The organism is Chitinophaga sp. CC14 (genome assembly GCF_048957795.1).
In the GTDB taxonomy this organism is placed as follows: domain Bacteria; phylum Bacteroidota; class Bacteroidia; order Chitinophagales; family Chitinophagaceae; genus Chitinophaga; species Chitinophaga ginsengisegetis.
Genome location: NZ_JARBFY010000001.1, coordinates 1,300,289 through 1,317,609, shown reverse-complemented (window position 1 = coordinate 1,317,609; position 17,321 = coordinate 1,300,289). Strand labels below are relative to the sequence as shown.

Below are 17,321 nucleotides of genomic sequence, written 5' to 3'. Positions count from 1 at the left end.
ATAATACAGCTAAATATTAAAAAAAGTTATTTGTTGTATAAACGGCATAGTAACTGCTCTCTTTATGCTCCGACCAGATGAACGGGATAACCCCGTTTTAATTGTTCCTACTGCCTAAAATTGTGCCTTTACAAGTCCCGCTTTTCAATTGTCCTGTACCAGTCCTCCCTACTGTAGATTAACCCCGGCTAACGTCTAAACAAATTCGTATCCGATGTCCCTGCGGTATACCTTACCATCAAACGCAATCTGCTCCGCTGTTTGTACAGAATGAGCCAATGCCAAAGACAGGTCAGACGCCAGTGAAGTAATGCTCAATACCCGGCCGCCGTTGGTCAGCACCTCGTTGCCTTCCTGCCGGGTACCGGCATGAAACACAACCTGGTCGCGGGTAGGCGCCGGAATTCCGTTGATCACCTTATTCTTTTCGTATGCTTCAGGATATCCTTTTGATACCAGCATCACCGTAGCAGCTGCACGCTCATCAGCGTAAATGGTTTGCCCGCTCAGTTTGCCGGTCATTACTGCAGTAAACAGTTCCAACGCATCATTCTTCAAACGTGGCATCACAACTTCCGTTTCCGGATCGCCCATACGGCAGTTATATTCAATTACAAAAGGCGAACCCTCTACATTAATCAGGCCAAAAAACACAAAGCCATGATACACAATACCTTCTTTGGAAAGCCCTGCTATCGTGGGCCGGATCACATCATCTTCTACTTTTTTCATAAAAGCAGCATCGGCAAACGGCACCGGCGAAACGGCTCCCATACCACCGGTATTCAGCCCCAGGTCACCTTCTCCAATCCTTTTATAATCCTTTGCTTCCGGTAATATTTTATAGGTATGACCATCGGTGATCGCAAATACAGACAACTCAATACCTGTCAGGAACTGCTCCACTACCACGGTTTTGCTGGCATCGCCAAACTTGGCCGATTTGATCATCTGCTCAAACTCCTCTGCCGCCTCTTCATAAGAAGCCGCTATCACCACGCCTTTACCTGCCGCCAGTCCGTCGGCCTTTAACACAATTGGTAAGGAGTGCTGCTGAAGATAAGCCAGCCCTTCTTCATAATTCTCTTCACTAAATTCCCGGTAAGCAGCCGTAGGAATATTGTTCCGCTGCATAAACAGCTTGGCATAAGCCTTACTGCCCTCCAGCTGGGCGCCCTCCTTTGATGGGCCCAGTACCGGGATATGCTGTAACAATGCATCTTTCTGAAAAAAGTCATAGATCCCGTTTACCAGGGCCTCTTCAGATCCGGGCACTACCAGGTCGATCGCATTATCCAGGCAAAAGGTCTTTATCTTATCAAATTCACTCACTCCCATGTTAACGTTCGTGCCGCATTGAGCGGTACCGGCATTACCCGGTGCTATAAACAGTTGACCGCAAAGGGTGCTTTGTGACATTTTAAGGGCCAGTGCGTGTTCCCGGCCACCACTTCCAAGTAATAGTATGTTCATATGAATTGCCTAATAAATGCAGATGCGAAAGAAAGTGCAAAGAAAGATCAAAAAACCGCAAAAAATGAGCATTTATACCATTTTTTTACGCAGATTAACGATTTTATTTAACTTGCCACATTTAAAGGTTCACGAAATCTAAAACAACTATTGCTAAAACTAACCAATTTATGATGCAAACTACTGTTGCACAAGAGTCCCCTATTGCCTCTGAGAAGGGCCACCCTAAAGGGCTCTCAGTATTATTTGCCACGGAAATGTGGGAACGGTTTAACTTTTATGGCATGCGGGCGTTACTCACGCTCTTCCTGGTAAATGCACTGGCTTTTTCCGAAGCAGACTCCTCTATCATTTACGGCGGCTTTCTCGGCTTATGTTATCTCACCCCCATGCTGGGAGGATACATCTCCGACAGATACCTCGGTAACAGGAACTGTATTATATTAGGTGGTTTTATAATGGGCGTAGGCCAGCTCCTCATGGTACTCAGCGCCACCCTCTACGCCACCAACGTGGAAACAGCCAAAACCATCGTTTGGCTCGCCCTCTTCATCATCATCTTCGGTAACGGCTTCTTTAAACCCAACATCTCTTCTATGGTGGGCCAGCTGTATCCGAAAAACGACGGCCGCCTCGATTCTGCCTTCACCATCTTTTACATGGGTATCAACATGGGCGCCTTCCTCGGTATGCTCATCTGCCCGATCCTCGGTGATGTAAAAGTGGACGGTGTAAGAATGGTGAGCGCTTTCAAATGGGGTTTCCTCGCTGCCAGTATAGCCATGTTCACAGGAACGATCCTCTTCTTCTTCCTGAAAGACAAATACGTGGTAAAGCCAAACGGTGAAGCCATCGGCGGTAAACCGGATTTCTCCAAACCTTCTTCCATAACCGGCGAAGCCGACAAAGCCAAATTTACTACCGGCGCTATCGTTGGCGTACTGGTTTTAATGGTAGCCCTCTTTTTTAGTATCCACTACCTGTCGCTCGATCCCAACCCGATCAAATCATGGGTATATCCTTTTATATATGCCGCCGGTATCAGCCTTGCAGTACTGATCCTTACCGATAAATCTATTACCAAAGTAGAAAGACAACAGATCACCGTTATCTATTTCGTGGCCTTCTTCGTTATCTTCTTCTGGGCCTGCTTCGAACAAGCCGGTTCCTCCCTTACCTTTGTAGCTGATTACCAGACAGATCGCCGCCTCTTCGGCTGGGATATGCCTCCTTCCTTCGTTCAAAACGCCAACTCTATCTTCATCATCGTATTTGCATTGCCTTTCAGCTGGTTATGGCTCAAATTACAACAACGCAACCTGGAGCCCATCTCCCCGATGAAACAATCACTCGGACTGGCATTGCTGGCACTCGGATTCTTTATCATCGCTATACAGATGAAAAATCTCGGACCTAACGAGAAACTGGGCGTAAGCTGGTTGATCCTGATGTACCTTTTCCATACCCTCGGCGAATTGTGCTTATCGCCGATAGGCTTGTCGCTGGTATCCAAACTGGCCCCTCACCGTTTCTCTTCCCTGCTCATGGGCGTATGGTTCCTCGCCAATGCTGCCGGTTACGCACTTGCGGGTACCCTCGGCGCCCTGCTGCCGCCAACCCTGGATAAATACAAACTCGCTACTGATAACGGTATCGACCTGAAAGGCATCCTCGATGGCACCATCACGGCTACCGCACAGCAGATGGATAAATTACAAGAACTTAAACTGGCTACACATTACCCAACCTTCGCAGGCTTCACCATCCACAACCTCTATGAGTTTTTCATGGTGTTTGTAATCCTGCCAGGCGCCGCAGCCATACTGCTGTTCCTGTCTACCAGCTTCCTGAAAAAATGGATGCACGGTGTTAGGTAAGTCACCCTTATTATAAAAAGGAAAGGAGGAAAGCTGATAACTTTCCTCCTTTCCTTTTTTAAAAGTAAATTCATTCCTTATTACATCTCTACCTGTAATCCATAAACAATCTTATGTCTGATAACAACTTCAAACCCTTTGTTTTACCCGGCGTACAAATGAAAGAATTTACGCTGAAATCCATTTTACTGGGCTGTGTTTTTGGCGTCATCTTCGGAGCGGCCACCGTGTACCTCGCGCTGAAAGCAGGTCTTACCGTTTCTGCATCTATTCCTATTGCTGTTATCGCTATTACCTTAGGAAGAAAATTTTTCAAGACCACCATCCTGGAAAACAACATCATCCAAACTACCGGATCTGCCGGCGAATCCATTGCTGCCGGTGTGGTATTCACACTGCCGGGATTCCTGTTTCTCAGTGATGGCGGCGGTACGCAGTTCTTTAACTACTTCACCATCCTCATCCTGGCCATCTTCGGCGGTATTCTCGGTACCCTGATGATGATCCCTTTAAGAAAATCACTGATTGTAAAAGAACATAAAACCCTGCCTTATCCCGAAGGCACTGCCTGCGGCGATGTATTGATAGCAGGGGAGAAAGGCGGCGACTTTGCCAAAACCGCCTTCTACGGACTGGGCTTTGCTTTTGCTTATGCCATCCTCCAAAAGATCCTGCACGTTATTGCCGAAACACCGGAATACATGACCAAACAGGCCAGTAAATTTTTCCCTTCCGCCAAGATCAGCGCTGACATTACCCCGGAGTATATGGGTGTGGGTTATATCATCGGTCCACGCATTGCGGGTGTGCTGGTGGCCGGCGGTGTGCTGTCGTGGCTGGCACTCATCCCGCTGCTCGCATCATTGCTGCCGGCAGATGTGATTGCCACGCAGCTGGTGAAAATAGGCTACCTCGCTAACCTGCAAACACCGGGCGGGCAGGGCGACTGGAATCCGCTCACGCACACGTTCTCCGATTATTCATCCGCCGTTTATTATGCGTACGTAAGACAAATCGGCGCAGGCGCTGTAGCAGCGGGCGGTTTCATCACCCTGCTGAAAACCATTCCCACTATCATCTCCTCTTTCAAAGGAAGCATAGGCGCTATTAAAGATGGCTCCGGCAGTACAGACGAAAAAGGAAATGTACCCAGAACAGAAAGGGATCTTAGCCTGAAAGTAGTGCTGTTTGGCAGTATTGCCCTCATCCTGCTGATGGCTTTCTTACCACAGCTTCCAGGCGATTCTATCGGTAAAAAATTACTGGTAGGTTTGCTCGTAGTCGTTTTCGGTGCATTTTTCGTTACGGTATCCAGCCGTATTGTAGGGCTAATCGGCTCTTCCAACAATCCTATTTCCGGTATGACCATCGCCACACTGATGGGTACCTGCCTGGTGTTTATCGCTGTAGGCTGGACCGGCAAACTATATGAACCAATGGCACTGGTGGTAGGCGGTATGATCTGTATCGCAGCAGCCAATGCCGGCGGCACTTCCCAGGACCTGAAATCAGGCTACATCGTAGGCGCCACGCCTATGTACCAGCAAATTGCATTGTTCATTGGCGCCATTGTTTCCTCTGTGGTAATAGGCTTAACAGTGAAGTTCCTGGATAAGCCTACGGCAGATATGATTGCGCACGGTGTTACCGAACACGCAATCGGCAGCGCATATTATCCTGCCCCGCAGGGTACCCTCATGGCTACACTGGCAAAGGGTATTCTTTCATTTAACCTCGACTGGCAATTTGTACTGGTAGGAGTGTTCCTGTCTGTAACAATGGAACTGTGCGGCGTTAACTCGCTCTCTTTCGCAGTGGGCGCCTATCTTCCATTATCCACTACATTGCCCATCTTTGTTGGTGGCGCTATCCGTGGTGTGGTTGATCACCAACAAAAGAAAGCCAATAAAAAAATATCTCCGGAAGAAGAGGAATTGGGTAAAGGCAACCTGTTTGCCACAGGACTTGTGGCCGGTGGTGCAGTAGCCGGCGTGATTATCGCTATCCTCGCGGGTTTCGACTGGTCCGCTGTCATTCTTGCCAAACTCAATAATCAACAGCTGCTTACAAATATCCTCGGGCAGGGTGGCTACTATATAATAGGATGCGGCTTTTTTGCGTTTATGGGCTGGTACCTGTACCGCACCGCCCGCAAAGCTTAGATCCAACTTTTCAAGATCATTACTGATGCCGGTAACGGGGTGTAACAATCCATTACCGGCATCCGTTTTTATTTTTAAATGTTTAATTTAGCCGTTGATTAATTAGAACTGATTATAATATAACCTATGCGCATATTAGTTACCGCAATGCTCAGCGCCATTGTTTTACTGGGCACATCCTGCGGCAAGGATAAAGACGATAGCCGCCAACGCAGATTTATTTCATTGAAGCTGGACGACAGGGTTTATCTTTCAGAAAATCCCAAAGGCACTATCACTCTCCCAAATCTTACGGACGAAAACCCGGATAATGATTATCCCACTATGGAAATCACCGGCCAGAGCTATAACGGAGATGTGATCACCTTCAGCTTAGCTACGGCATCCATGCCTTTCAAACCAGGCGTGTATCCCGCTACACAGAAAGGAAACGGCCTACTGATCGCATTGAACAGCACTTATTACACTAACCTTACTTCAGCAGGAAGCACTGATTTTAAAATTACTATTACCAGTATAGATAACCTTACGGTAGAAGGAACTTTTTCCGGGACATTGAAAGATGCCTCCGGCGCTGGCGGGACGCGCGTTACTAAAGACGGAGCTTTCAGAGCGCTCATCAGTCAGCAGGGACAATAATGGGGCGGGGCGGAGGTGAAATATTTTCCCTCCGCACTAAACAAACGATAGATGAGAATAGGTATTTTTCAGTACTGCTTTATCATCAGCACCCAGCCACTTAGATAACAGGGTAGCATACACGCTTTTAAAGTCAACCTGGTATTGCAGGTCGCCATCTTTCAGGTTAAGCAGGTCCGGACCATCGTTGATAAGCCCCGGCTGCTTTAGCCCGCCACCCACCAGGAACATATTATTCGCTGTACCATGATCGGTACCTCCACTGGCATTCTGGCTTACCCTTCTTCCAAATTCAGAGAAAGTCATCACTACCACATCCTCAAAACGGTGATTCGCCTTCAGATCATCCGTAAATACCGTTAACGCATCACTTAGCTGACCAAACAGGCGGGCCTGTTGATCCTGCTGGTTTACATGGGTATCAAAACTACCATGCGACACATAATATACTTTGGTGTTGATATCCGACATTACCAGGTTGGCAATGGTTCGCAGGTTCCTTCCCAGTTCTGTATTGGGATAGGGAGCGGAAGATTTATATGTTTTAAACTGTTGCTGGATATAGGCTGCAGAAGAAATGGTTTCACCCATCGTTTTATACAGGTAATCCGCATTATTGTGATGATCGTTATCGCCGGTATGCTGCTTTAAAAGTTCCGCAAAATATTTATCATTACTGGTACCGTAAAGCCTTGCGGGGTCTGTCATTGCAAGCCCTTTATCGCTGTCGCCTTTCAGGGCCAGGCTCAGGGTATCATCTATTTCCAGCGCCTGTGTGGGTTTATCACAACCCTTGCATTGCGCATCGAGGTAGCGGCCTATCCAGCCATCGGACCAGTACTCGTTCGATTGGCTCGCAGAGTGCCAGATATCCATAGAGCGGAAATGCGAGCGATCCGGGTTAGGATAGCCTACATTGTTCAGAATGCCCAGCGCACCGTCATCATACAGGGCCTTTAATCCTTTCAGCGCCGGATGTATTCCCAGGTCATCATTCAGGGAAAGGGCGGCTTCCCGTTTTATACCCAGCGCCGGGCGCGCCTTATAATAAATATCGTTACGATAAGGAATAATAGTATTCAATCCATCATTACCACCGGATAACTGGATGATCACCAGCACCTTGTTGCCGGGAGGTGCGAGATGTCCTCTTTCCAGTGCTTTCAGGAACTTTGGCATCATCATCGCTGCTGAAGCCAGTGAACCTACCTGTAAAAAACGACGCCTGTTGAGAATCAGCATAGCATAACTTTTAGCGGTTAGTAGTTAACACAATTGATATTCCGGTGTACTCATCACATCAATCGTTACCGTTTTGATATAGTTTTCCCGGCTGCTGCTATCAGCATATTTTTCCAACAGCTGGCGGCTTATATTGCCAGGCTGCTGCAATAAAACGCCGGCAATTTCATCTGCCAGTCTCTCTCTCGGTATCTTCTCGAAGCCGGCCACATAAGGGTCCCAGTTCACATTTGCATTTACTTTTTTTGCGAATTGCCGCTTCAGGAAATCATTGATCTGCAGCGTCATTTTATAGTTAGCGCCTTCGCCCATTTCAGGCGTCAGCTCTTTGGGCTTTACATTAAACGCCTGGGAATACAATATCACCTGTGGCACACGTAACCGGAACATCAGGCTGGAACTGTCGATCCAGTTCCGCCCGCCGGGCCAGCCGGCTACATTAGGCGGATAAAAAAGCAACTGACCCAATACGCGCTGAAACAACAACATCACTTCTTCCTTTTCAAAAGTCATGGGAATAGTTCTGCGGATACCTGCCAGCAACTCCACGGGCGATTTTATCCGGTTGCCTATAATATCCGGACTGTAAAACCAGTCGGCCATAAATATCTCTTTCATCAACGATTTGATGTGGTAACCCGACTGGTAAAACTTTTCCGACAACGCGGTAATCCGCGCTTCATCAGGGGTTTCAGACACAAAGTACTGGTATATTTTTGCGGTGATGAACCTGGCGGTGTGCCGTTGCTCCAATAGTATTTTCAGTACATCATCTCCATTAAAATTTCCCTGTTTGCCAAGGAAATTTTTCACACCATCGTCATGTTGTTTTTGCCGGAAAACAAAAGTGCCTGTTTCATCAAAACCCCATCCGGTAAAGGCTCTTGCTGCTTCCTTCACATCATGTTCGGAATAGTTACCTCTTCCCATCGTGAATAGCTCCATCACTTCGCGGGCAAAATTTTCATTGGGATGTTGTTTACGGTTCTGCTGATTATTGAGGAATTGCAGCATAGCCGGGCTTTTGGATACTGCACTGAGCAAATCTCCAAAATTGCCGAGTGCATTTTCACGCACTACCGATAGCAGCTGCTGATTAAATAATACGTTTTGCGTGCGGCAGGCAAAATGACCATGCCAGAAAAGACTCATTTTTTCGCGGAGGGGATGTTCACTTTGTACCATCGCATTTACCCATGATACATTCAGGTCTTTAATGCCCTGGTCATTCATCTGCCGCACACTTTTCTTTTCCTCAGGTGTCATTGTTTTCTGCTTCCGGTAATCCGGAAGATCATCTGCTGCTACTACATCTACAGAAGTAACTGACGCTCTTGCAGGGCCGATAAGTATCTTATTCACAATTTTTTCCCGCCTTTTGCTTTCCCAGTGAGAGATCACAGGGAGGGTTTCTCCAAAGCCAGCGCGCCAGGCGAGATGTTGCATCTGAATTTTACGGGCAACTTCAGCCATAAGCATTGATTTATAGTGAGACTGTCAAATGCAGAACGGGTTTAACCAATCAGCGGCGTATCACAGAAATAATCACCGGGAACGGTTGTTAACGGAACTTCCATACCTGGTAACTGCTTCCTTTTTCAAAAATACTTTCTTCCAGTGGCAGGGTGAGAAATGCATCTGCTTTAAGCAAACTGGCCAGATCGCCCGAGCCCTGGTAAGGCTGCGGTATGGCCACCAGTATGCCGTTGGGTTGTGATTGCAATTTTACCGGCAAATAATATTCCAATGCGGCGTCAAAAATAACTTTCTCCGATAGCTGCGCATAGCAGGGCTCCGGCAATGCCGCGCCCATAGCGGATTGTATCCAGGCATGTATGTACCTGTAAAAACACATAAAGCCCGATACGGGGTTGCCGGGTAAGGCAAACACAACAGGACCATCTTTGAAAGTGCCGAACAGGAAAGGCTTTCCGGGTCGCTGCTGCACTTTATGGAATACCTGTTGCATTCCCAGCTGTTGCAGTACGGTGGGCAGATAATCGAACATACCTGCACTTACCGCGCCGGAGCTGATCCATATATCGGTTTCGGCCAGCAATGGCAGGAGCTGGTCTTTCATGGCTGCTTCATCGTCCGGCAGGTGCACATAACGGGCAGGAATACCCATTTCCGACAGCGATGCCAGCAGGCTGTATACATTGGAAATGCGTACCTGGTGGGGTTCCGGTGTTTCATGTACCGCTACCAGTTCATCTCCCGTAGCAATTACCACCACACGGGGCAATTTGCTTACTTCCACCGTGGTTTGGCCCACGGTGGCCAGCACACCGGCTTCAGCCGCACCTATGCGGGTGCCGGGCTTTATCAGTACGGACCCGCTATCCACATCCGAGCCTTTTCTATGAATATTTTGCCCCTTCTTTACAGCGCCATGAACGGTAAAGCGGCGGAAACCTTCATGTTCGGAGGGCGTGAGGTGTTCATATTGAATAACTGTATCCGTCATTTCCGGCAAAATGGCGCCGGTCATTACTTCAATACAGTTGGCAGTATTGGAAAGCTGCAGCTGCGGTGTGCCCGCAGCCTGTACGTCTTCCACGCCAAAAATATGCTGGCCCCGGGCGAAGCTGTCGTAATTAACAGCGATACCATCCATTGTTACGCGGTCAAATGGCGGAAAGGGCCTGTCGGCCAGTACAGGCTCCCGCAAAATACGGCCGGCAGCGGATTCAAACGGTACCGTTTCGGTACCCAGATCCCGCACAGTATGCATCACAGCCTTAAATGCAGCAGCAACAGTCAACATCATTTTGAATTACTTTTGTATCAGGTGAACTTGTTTAAATTTATGCTTTTATGTCCAATGAATCAAGTAATGCTTTTTCACATCTGAACGAAAGTGGCCAGCCCGCAATGGTGGATATCAGCGGCAAACTGGATACATATCGTATAGCCGTTGCCGAGAGCCGTGTTTACCTCCCGCAGGTGATACGCGACCAGTTTCACGGACAGGATATCCAAACCCGCAAAGGTGGCGTATTTCAAACCGCTATCATCGCCGGTATTATGGCCGCGAAAAAAACGCCGGAACTCATCCCGCTTTGTCATACCTTACTGCTGGACGGTTGCGATGTACAAATCCACCTGGAAGGAGTGGAAGCCATCATCCGCTGCACGGTGAAAACCAACGGTAAAACAGGCGTGGAAATGGAAGCCCTTACCGGCGCCAGCGTAGCGGCACTTACCATTTATGATATGTGTAAAGCGCTCACCCAGGATATGATTATCCGGGAAACAAAACTCATCAGCAAAACAGGTGGCAAACATGACTATAACCGGGAATAAGGCGCCACTAAAAGGACTGGTGCTCTGCGGCGGATTCAGCACCCGCATGCAGGAAGATAAAAGCAGTATTAACTATCACGGTATGCCTCAATGGCAATACCTCGTTACTTTACTGCAATCGCTGCTGCCGGAAGTATATATTTCCTGCCGCGAAGATCAGCAGGAACATTTTGCCGGCTACCCTAACCTGGTACCCGATTCGGTGCCTTTTGGCGGGCCATCCGCCGGACTGCTGAGTGCCCATGCGCTGCAACCGGAAACGGCCTGGCTGGTACTCGCCTGTGATCTGCCCCTGCTCAGCAAACAAAGCCTGGAGCTGCTGATCACTCAACGCGACACTATCAAAGCGGCCACTACTTTCGTAAGCCCGGTGAACAATTTGCCGGAACCGCTCATCGCCATCTGGGAACCTGCCGGCTTACAGGCGCTACTGGAAAATGTGACCGCAGGGAAGAACTGTCCACGGAAAACCATGCTGAACAACGACATAGCTCTTTTCAAAAATCCATATGCAGCGGAACAATTTAATGCCAACACGCCCGAAGAAAAGGCGGAAGCATTGAAAGACCTGGAGAAATAAACACCGGGGTTAAAATTCAATCATTGCAGGATTACACAATTTCACCATCTGCAAAAAATTCCTTTTTCCAGATAGGCACTGTTTCTTTAAGGGTATCTATCGCAAATTCACAGGCATCAAAGGCCACACCCCTGTGAGCGGAAGCCACTGCTATCACCACCGCGAGGTCGCCGGGATATTTATCCCCAACGGCATGCAGCATGGCCAGGCGCTGTACATCCCATTTTTCCGCTACCTGCGCTGCTATTTTCTGCATTTCAGAAATAGCCATCGCCTCATAACATTCGTAAAATAATTTTAATACCGGCCGCTGTTTGGTATGATTACGCACGGTACCGGCAAAAATCACCTCCCCACCGCATTCCGGCGCCTGGATGAAGGCCAGCGCTTCTTCCACGGTAATGGTATCTTTAATATCTATTAATATTTCCATCTCTTAAATACTAAAACTAAAAACTATACTCAACCTCCACTCACCGGCGGGATCACTGCGATCTCGTCCTGGCTGCTTATCTCCTGTGTATCAGCCGCATAGGTCCGGTTTACTGCTATCATCAAAGACCGGAGCTGCTGCAACGACGGATATACCTCGTACAGCCAGGCTTTCAGGGTAGCCACATCTGTAATATGTTCCGGCTTGTCCAGTACCGGCACACCAGCAATATCTTTCGCTGCTCCGAACAATAATATGCCCATACGTTGTAAATTGTTGGTTAAAACTACAATATAGCCCCGATAAAGTAGTAATTTTAATACGGCAGAAAATCAATTTTATGAAAATACGGTTAAGAGGCAACAGTATAAGATATCGCCTGGACAAAGCAGATGTGGAACTCCTGGAAAATACCGGGAAAGTGGAATCAATTACGCATATAGGCGCAGGTACCCTCCATTTCTGCCTCCGGGGAAAAGATATTTCCGATCCCATCATAAAGATGGAACACGATGGCGTACACCTGCTGCTCCCGCTTCCCCGTCTTGCCTCCTGGTACGCACCCGACCAGGTAGGTTTTGAACTGATCCTGCCCAACGCCGATGGTTCAGAAGTGACTATCCTGGTGGAAAAGGATTTTAAATGTCTTACAGACAGAAATGAGGACGAAAGCCAGGCATTCGATAATCCGATGGCGGGAAAAAACTGCTGATAAAATGCTCACAGATGCACATCATCGTATCATAGACTACGTACGCTTGTCGGTAACAGACCGGTGCAATCTCCGTTGCACCTACTGCATGCCGGAAAATATGCATTTTGTGCAACGCAAAGCATTACTCACCGACGACGAAATTTTACGGCTGCTGCAAACACTCGCAGCCGCGGGCATTTCCAAAATAAGGATCACCGGTGGCGAACCCTTTCTCCGGCCCGGCCTGATGGCCCTCCTGGAAAAAATAAAAGCCATTCCCGGTATCCGTGAAATAGCCATTACTACCAACGGCGTACTAACACAGGCATATATTCCTGCATTGCAACAACTAGGCATCACGCATATTAACCTGAGCCTGGATACCCTGCAGGCCGACCGCTTCCTGCAAATCACCCGGCGCAACCGTTTCACCGCAGTAATGGATACCCTGCAAAGCCTGCTGCAACACAACATGCAGGTGAAGATCAACGCGGTTGTAATGGAAAATGTGAATACCGACGAACTCAATGCGTTCACCGCACTCACACGCGATAATGCACTGTCCGTACGGTTTATAGAAGAAATGCCTTTTAACGGGCAGGGACATACGTTTTCAGGTATCGTATGGAACTATCATAAAATCCTGTCCACGATCGGGGAAAATTATACCCTGCAAAAAATAGTGGATGCGCCGCATTCCACCTCTCTCAACTATCACATCCCCGGCCACAAAGGCAATATAGGTGTGATTCCCGCTTATAGCCGTACTTTTTGCGGTACCTGTAACCGTCTTCGTATATCCGCTACCGGTAGTATGAAAACATGTTTGTATGGAAATGATGTTTTAAATGTAAAAGAGATGATGAGAGATGAGTTACAGCAACATCTGCTGCTACCAGCCATACAATCAGCCATCCACGCGCGTTTTGCCAATGGCTTCGAAGCAGAACAGCATCATACCGAAAAAAATATGGAAAGTATGTCGGTGATAGGAGGTTAACAACTTACTTCAGCAACATCTGCACACCTGCATACAGGATCAGCAAAGCCGTGGCGCCCGCCACCCACCTGGGATTCAGCACTCTCGCACTCAACCGCGCACCAATTTGCCCACCGGCAATAACCGCCAGCAGCAAAGGTCCTGCAAACTTTACATCAAACACAATCGCATGCTTGGCCGCCTGACCGCATAAACCCGCAATAGAATTCACGAGGATAAAAAAACTGCTCAACCCGGCAATGTTCTTGGCCGTATCATATTTGCCCAAACGCAGCACCGGCGAAAGATAGATGCCACCGCCAATTCCCGTCATACCGGAAAGCAACCCAATGCCGCCGCCAATAACTCCGTACACTATGCCATTCCCTTTATTGGCAGGGATAATAGGCTCTTCTTTCTCAAAAAACAAACGGTAGCACATCAGCACCGCCGCCAGCGTAAGCGCCAATCCCAGCAATAGAAAAAAAGTAGCCTGCTTCATAGGTAAGTAACTGCCCACAAAAGCCAGCGGCACACTTACCAGCGACAACTGCCACGCCTTTTTCAATGGCAGGTGGCCACTCTTGTAAAAATGATAAACGCCACCGGTTACCACCGCTACATTACACAGCAAAGCCGTGGATTTCATCAACTGAAAATCTACTACCCAAAAGGGCAATGATAAAATAGCCAGGTAGCTGGAACCGCCGCCAAAGCCCGCAGCAGAGTAGGCCAGCGCCACAATAAAAAAGAGGATACAAAGTTCAGGGATCACAGTTAGTAAGTTTGCATCTGGTGATCAATAGCACTGGCCCAGGCATGGATGCCGCCTTCCACATTATACACCCGGTTAAAGCCCAGTTCCGTTAAACGTTGCGCCACGGCGCGGCTTCGCATTCCATGATGACAAAGCACCGCTACCGGTACATCATCCGGGATAGCGGATACCTGCTGTAATACACGTCCCATCGGGATATGCACGGATTGCGGAATATGGCAGATCTCCCATTCATCATCTTCCCGCACATCCAGCAGCATAAAAGGAGTATCGCGTTGCATCCAGTCGTTCAATTGCTGTACGGATAAAGACTGCACGCCTTCCAGTTCGCAAACTGTTTGCTGGTAGTTTGTTTGCAAAGAAGTGATTTGCTGGTTAGCCGCTACCGGGGTAATATTAAAGGTAAGATGGGTATTATTCAGCGTATCGATGGTCATCAGTTGGTTGCGCAAGGGCGTGCCGATACCGGTAATTACTTTTACCGTTTCATTGGCCATATAACAGCCGATGATACCGGGTAAAACACCGAGCACGCCAATGTCGTTGCAGTTCAGCATTTCACCGCTTTCCGGCGCCTCTGGGAAAATACAACGATAGGTAGCGCCCTCCTGGTAATTAAATACGCTCAGTTGCCCTTCGTATTTATAGATAGCACCGTATATCAGTGGTTTGCCGGTAATTACGCAGGCGTCATTCACCAGGTAGCGGGTACCGAAATTGTCCGAACCATCCACAATTACATCGTATTCAGAAAAAAGCGCCAGTGCATTATCTGTGGTGAGCCAGGTATCGTGTATGATGTGGGTTACCTCCGGGTTCAGCTGCTGCAGCCGTTTTACGGCCTGTTCTACTTTAGACTTCCCCTGGTCGGCGGTGGTATACAGTACCTGCCGTTGCAGGTTGGTGATGGAAACCACATCATGTTCCACGATGCCTATTTTCCCGATCCCCATCGCAGTGAGGTATTGCAACACCGGTACGCCGAGGCCGCCGGCGCCAATCACCAGCACTTTCGCCTGTTGCAGTAATGCCTGTTTTGCGGAGCCAAATCCTTCCAGTCGTGTTTGCCTGTCATATCTGTCCATACTGCTTCATTTAGACCTTAAAATTAATTGTATTCGGGAGAAATTTTACGGGTGTTTTTCCGGGAGAAGGGGAATCCGGCCGGAAGCCGCGGTACAGGTGATCAGGCCATGTGCCCGTCAGCGTTTCAGATCCAGGTACATGGTTACCAGGTCTACATAGTTGCCGTTTTTCTGCATAATACCATTGGGCAGGCGGCCACATTCCATGAAGCCGAAATTGCGGTATAGCTGCATAGCCTTTTCATTGGTGGAAAAAACATGCAGGTAAATCAGGCGTAATGCGGCGCGCGATTCTGTCCAGCGCAACATGGCGGTGAGCAGGCGCCGGCCGATACCCATATTATTCCATTGCTTTTCCACGGCAATACCTATTTCCGCGGTATGCGCCTTTTTGTGCAAACCGGTATGGTTTACGTTGATAGAGCCAATGATCTGGTCCCTCACAATGGCTACCAGCAACAGCTGATTAGGATTGTCGGTATACGATTGGATATAATCCTCTTCAGATGCAATATCCAGCTCCATCGATTCGCTGCGGGTAAAGAGCAGGTAATCCGTTTCCCGGGTCAGGCGCTGGAAACTGGCCAGCAAGCCTGCTGCATCATTGTGTTCGGGAGGGCGAATGATGAGTTCGTCGCCGGTGGGCAGGAAATGTTTCATAATAGAATACCGGGTGGAAATTACGAATTCCAAACGACGAATGACGGATTTCAGGCAGCTGTCAGCGGATATCATTCCGTTTACAATCTCCCTGCGAATCCGTCATCCGTTAAAGATTATCCGTAATAGTGCTTATATCTTGTGGCTGCCAAAATAGCTCTGCAACACGGTCGGTATCTGTATACCTTCCACGGTCTGGTTGTTTTCCAGCAGGCAGGCCAGGATACGCGGCAATGCCAGGGAGCTTCCATTCAGGGAGTGCAGCAGCTGCGGCTTACCATTGTTTTCCTTAAACCGTATTTTCATACGGTTAGTTTGGTAAGCTTCAAAGTTGCTCACAGAGCTTACTTCCAGCCATTTCTGCTGGGCAGCGCTGTACACTTCAAAATCGTAAGTGATGGCAGAAGTAAAGCCCATATCGCCGGCGCATAAACGAAGAATGCGGTAAGGCAGCTCCAGCTGGTTCAGCAACGCTTCTACGTGTGCTACCATTTCATCCAGCGCTTCGTAAGATTTATCAGGATGCACCAGCTGCACAATTTCTACTTTATCAAACTGGTGAACACGGTTCAAACCACGTACATCTTTACCATAAGAACCCGCTTCACGGCGGAAACAAGGCGTATACGCAGTCATTTTCACCGGCAGGTCTGTATCTTTTATAATCTCATCACGGTAAATATTGGTCACCGGTACTTCTGCAGTAGGGATGAGATAGTAGTTATCCGCGGTAGCATGATACATCTGGCCTTCTTTATCCGGCAGCTGGCCGGTACCGTAGGCAGATGCTTCATTTACCAGGTAAGGCGGCGCATATTCCGTGTAGCCGTTGGTGGTATTGTAATCCAGGAAGTACTGGATCAGGGCGCGTTGTAAGCGGGCGCCCCTGTTTTTGAAAACAGGGAAACCGCTGCCGGTAATTTTGTTACCCAGCTCAAAGTCAATCAGGTCGTACTGTTTGGCGAGGTCCCAGTGTGGAACGGCGCCTGCATACAGGTCAGGAATTTTACCCCCCTTGCGGATTTCCACGTTTTCTTCCGGTGTTTTGCCGGCAGGAACCATGGCAGCGGGCAGGTTAGGGAGTTTTACCAGGGCATCCTGCAATGCTTTTTCGGTGGCATTCAGCTCTTCATTCACGGGACCGAGGCGATCTTTTAAAGCCGCTACAGCAGCCCGTTGCGCTTCGCCTTCTTCCTTTTTCCCCTGGGCCATCAGTTTCCCGATTTCTTTGGATAAACTATTTACCTGGGCCTGTGTTTCATCGTATTCGAGGGTTAACTTCTTACGCTTGTCGTCCAGTGCCAGCACTTCTTCCACTACTTCCAGCTCCTTGAAATTCTTAAATGCCAGGCGCTCCAATACCAACTCTTTATTTTGACGTATAAACGGTACTTGTAACATGTTGTATGATCA

The 17,321-nt window shown here is 48.4% G+C and carries 17 protein-coding genes; 7 read left to right on the top strand and 10 right to left on the bottom strand.

Annotated features, from left to right (window positions below):
• Positions 1-195 precede the first annotated feature (195 nt).
• Positions 196-1,473: a phosphoribosylamine--glycine ligase gene (gene purD / locus PV783_RS05585; protein ID WP_420987358.1), complete on the bottom strand. Its 1,278-nt coding sequence runs from the start codon at positions 1,471-1,473 to the stop codon at positions 196-198.
• Positions 1,474-1,643: 170 nt separating this feature from the next.
• Between purD and PV783_RS05580 the strand changes: the two genes are divergently transcribed.
• The 3 genes from PV783_RS05580 to PV783_RS05570 all read left to right on the top strand — a co-directional run bounded on the left by PV783_RS05580 (position 1,644) and on the right by PV783_RS05570 (position 6,151).
• On the top strand, positions 1,644-3,350 hold the full coding sequence (locus PV783_RS05580; protein ID WP_420987357.1) for a peptide MFS transporter: 1,707 nt from the start codon (positions 1,644-1,646) through the stop codon (positions 3,348-3,350).
• A 113-nt stretch (positions 3,351-3,463) separates the two neighbouring features.
• On the top strand, positions 3,464-5,512 hold the full coding sequence (locus PV783_RS05575; RefSeq protein ID WP_420987356.1) for an OPT family oligopeptide transporter: 2,049 nt from the start codon (positions 3,464-3,466) through the stop codon (positions 5,510-5,512).
• A 126-nt stretch (positions 5,513-5,638) separates the two neighbouring features.
• A complete protein-coding gene (locus PV783_RS05570; RefSeq protein WP_079469712.1) occupies positions 5,639-6,151 on the top strand; it encodes a hypothetical protein in 513 nt (170 codons plus the stop codon).
• Positions 6,152-6,187: 36 nt separating this feature from the next.
• On the opposite strand, the gene PV783_RS05565 is transcribed toward PV783_RS05570, so the two are convergent.
• The 3 genes from PV783_RS05565 to PV783_RS05555 form a co-directional block, all read right to left on the bottom strand.
• Entirely contained in the window at positions 6,188-7,393 is a 1,206-nt protein-coding gene (locus PV783_RS05565) for a DUF1501 domain-containing protein (protein WP_420987355.1), read from the bottom strand.
• 24 nt (positions 7,394-7,417) lie between these two features.
• Positions 7,418-8,866, bottom strand: a complete 1,449-nt coding sequence (locus PV783_RS05560) for a DUF1800 domain-containing protein (RefSeq protein WP_420987354.1) — start codon at positions 8,864-8,866, stop codon at positions 7,418-7,420.
• Between the two features lie 88 nt (positions 8,867-8,954).
• Positions 8,955-10,163, bottom strand: coding sequence for a molybdopterin molybdotransferase MoeA (locus PV783_RS05555; protein WP_420987353.1), 1,209 nt, complete (start codon positions 10,161-10,163; stop codon positions 8,955-8,957).
• Positions 10,164-10,210: 47 nt separating this feature from the next.
• Between PV783_RS05555 and moaC the strand changes: the two genes are divergently transcribed.
• Together moaC and PV783_RS05545 are read left to right on the top strand one after the other, a co-directional pair.
• Positions 10,211-10,699 carry a cyclic pyranopterin monophosphate synthase MoaC gene (gene moaC / locus PV783_RS05550; protein WP_420987352.1) on the top strand — a complete coding sequence of 163 codons (489 nt, stop codon included), beginning with the start codon at positions 10,211-10,213 and terminating at the stop codon, positions 10,697-10,699.
• Positions 10,680-11,279 carry an NTP transferase domain-containing protein gene (locus PV783_RS05545; protein WP_420987351.1) on the top strand — a complete coding sequence of 200 codons (600 nt, stop codon included), beginning with the start codon at positions 10,680-10,682 and terminating at the stop codon, positions 11,277-11,279. Before moaC ends, PV783_RS05545 begins: the two co-directional genes overlap by 20 nt.
• Positions 11,280-11,310: 31 nt before the next feature.
• Here the strand turns inward: PV783_RS05545 and PV783_RS05540 are convergent, their stop codons facing one another.
• Positions 11,311-11,712 (bottom strand): molybdenum cofactor biosynthesis protein MoaE, encoded by a 402-nt coding sequence (locus PV783_RS05540; RefSeq protein ID WP_336387863.1) that lies wholly within the window; start codon positions 11,710-11,712, stop codon positions 11,311-11,313.
• A gap of 29 nt (positions 11,713-11,741) precedes the next feature.
• Complete coding sequence (gene moaD, locus PV783_RS05535; RefSeq protein WP_420987350.1) at positions 11,742-11,975, bottom strand: molybdopterin converting factor subunit 1; 234 nt, start codon at positions 11,973-11,975, stop codon at positions 11,742-11,744.
• Positions 11,976-12,052: 77 nt separating this feature from the next.
• On the opposite strand from moaD, the gene PV783_RS05530 reads away from it, so the two are divergent.
• Together PV783_RS05530 and moaA are read left to right on the top strand one after the other, a co-directional pair.
• Positions 12,053-12,424 carry a DUF7009 family protein gene (locus tag PV783_RS05530; protein WP_079469719.1) on the top strand — a complete coding sequence of 124 codons (372 nt, stop codon included), beginning with the start codon at positions 12,053-12,055 and terminating at the stop codon, positions 12,422-12,424.
• Between the two features lie 4 nt (positions 12,425-12,428).
• Positions 12,429-13,406: a GTP 3',8-cyclase MoaA gene (gene moaA / locus PV783_RS05525; RefSeq protein ID WP_079469720.1), complete on the top strand. Its 978-nt coding sequence runs from the start codon at positions 12,429-12,431 to the stop codon at positions 13,404-13,406.
• 4 nt (positions 13,407-13,410) lie between these two features.
• On the opposite strand, the gene PV783_RS05520 is transcribed toward moaA, so the two are convergent.
• The 4 genes from PV783_RS05520 to serS form a co-directional block, all read right to left on the bottom strand.
• On the bottom strand, positions 13,411-14,160 hold the full coding sequence (locus PV783_RS05520; protein ID WP_420987349.1) for a sulfite exporter TauE/SafE family protein: 750 nt from the start codon (positions 14,158-14,160) through the stop codon (positions 13,411-13,413).
• A 2-nt stretch (positions 14,161-14,162) separates the two neighbouring features.
• Positions 14,163-15,248, bottom strand: a complete 1,086-nt coding sequence (locus PV783_RS05515) for a ThiF family adenylyltransferase (protein WP_420987348.1) — start codon at positions 15,246-15,248, stop codon at positions 14,163-14,165.
• Between the two features lie 117 nt (positions 15,249-15,365).
• Positions 15,366-15,908: a GNAT family N-acetyltransferase gene (locus tag PV783_RS05510; protein ID WP_143313563.1), complete on the bottom strand. Its 543-nt coding sequence runs from the start codon at positions 15,906-15,908 to the stop codon at positions 15,366-15,368.
• Between the two features lie 132 nt (positions 15,909-16,040).
• On the bottom strand, positions 16,041-17,309 hold the full coding sequence (gene serS / locus PV783_RS05505; RefSeq protein WP_111576975.1) for a serine--tRNA ligase: 1,269 nt from the start codon (positions 17,307-17,309) through the stop codon (positions 16,041-16,043).
• Positions 17,310-17,321 lie beyond the last annotated feature (12 nt).

What these genes read in the sequence shown, in the direction of transcription:
- serS (WP_111576975.1), bottom strand. Translation starts at nt 17,309, where the DNA reads ATGTTACAAGTACCGTTTATACGTCAAAATAAAGAGTTGGTATTGGAG.
- PV783_RS05510 (WP_143313563.1), bottom strand. Translation starts at nt 15,908, where the DNA reads ATGAAACATTTCCTGCCCACCGGCGACGAACTCATCATTCGCCCTCCC.
- PV783_RS05530 (WP_079469719.1), top strand. Translation starts at nt 12,053, where the DNA reads ATGAAAATACGGTTAAGAGGCAACAGTATAAGATATCGCCTGGACAAA.
- moaC (WP_420987352.1), top strand. Translation starts at nt 10,211, where the DNA reads ATGTCCAATGAATCAAGTAATGCTTTTTCACATCTGAACGAAAGTGGC.
- purD (WP_420987358.1), bottom strand. Translation starts at nt 1,473, where the DNA reads ATGAACATACTATTACTTGGAAGTGGTGGCCGGGAACACGCACTGGCC.
- moaA (WP_079469720.1), top strand. Translation starts at nt 12,429, where the DNA reads ATGCTCACAGATGCACATCATCGTATCATAGACTACGTACGCTTGTCG.
- PV783_RS05580 (WP_420987357.1), top strand. Translation starts at nt 1,644, where the DNA reads ATGATGCAAACTACTGTTGCACAAGAGTCCCCTATTGCCTCTGAGAAG.
- PV783_RS05555 (WP_420987353.1), bottom strand. Translation starts at nt 10,163, where the DNA reads ATGATGTTGACTGTTGCTGCTGCATTTAAGGCTGTGATGCATACTGTG.
- PV783_RS05570 (WP_079469712.1), top strand. Translation starts at nt 5,639, where the DNA reads ATGCGCATATTAGTTACCGCAATGCTCAGCGCCATTGTTTTACTGGGC.
- PV783_RS05560 (WP_420987354.1), bottom strand. Translation starts at nt 8,866, where the DNA reads ATGGCTGAAGTTGCCCGTAAAATTCAGATGCAACATCTCGCCTGGCGC.
- PV783_RS05515 (WP_420987348.1), bottom strand. Translation starts at nt 15,248, where the DNA reads ATGGACAGATATGACAGGCAAACACGACTGGAAGGATTTGGCTCCGCA.
- PV783_RS05545 (WP_420987351.1), top strand. Translation starts at nt 10,680, where the DNA reads ATGACTATAACCGGGAATAAGGCGCCACTAAAAGGACTGGTGCTCTGC.
- PV783_RS05540 (WP_336387863.1), bottom strand. Translation starts at nt 11,712, where the DNA reads ATGGAAATATTAATAGATATTAAAGATACCATTACCGTGGAAGAAGCG.
- PV783_RS05565 (WP_420987355.1), bottom strand. Translation starts at nt 7,393, where the DNA reads ATGCTGATTCTCAACAGGCGTCGTTTTTTACAGGTAGGTTCACTGGCT.
- PV783_RS05575 (WP_420987356.1), top strand. Translation starts at nt 3,464, where the DNA reads ATGTCTGATAACAACTTCAAACCCTTTGTTTTACCCGGCGTACAAATG.
- moaD (WP_420987350.1), bottom strand. Translation starts at nt 11,975, where the DNA reads ATGGGCATATTATTGTTCGGAGCAGCGAAAGATATTGCTGGTGTGCCG.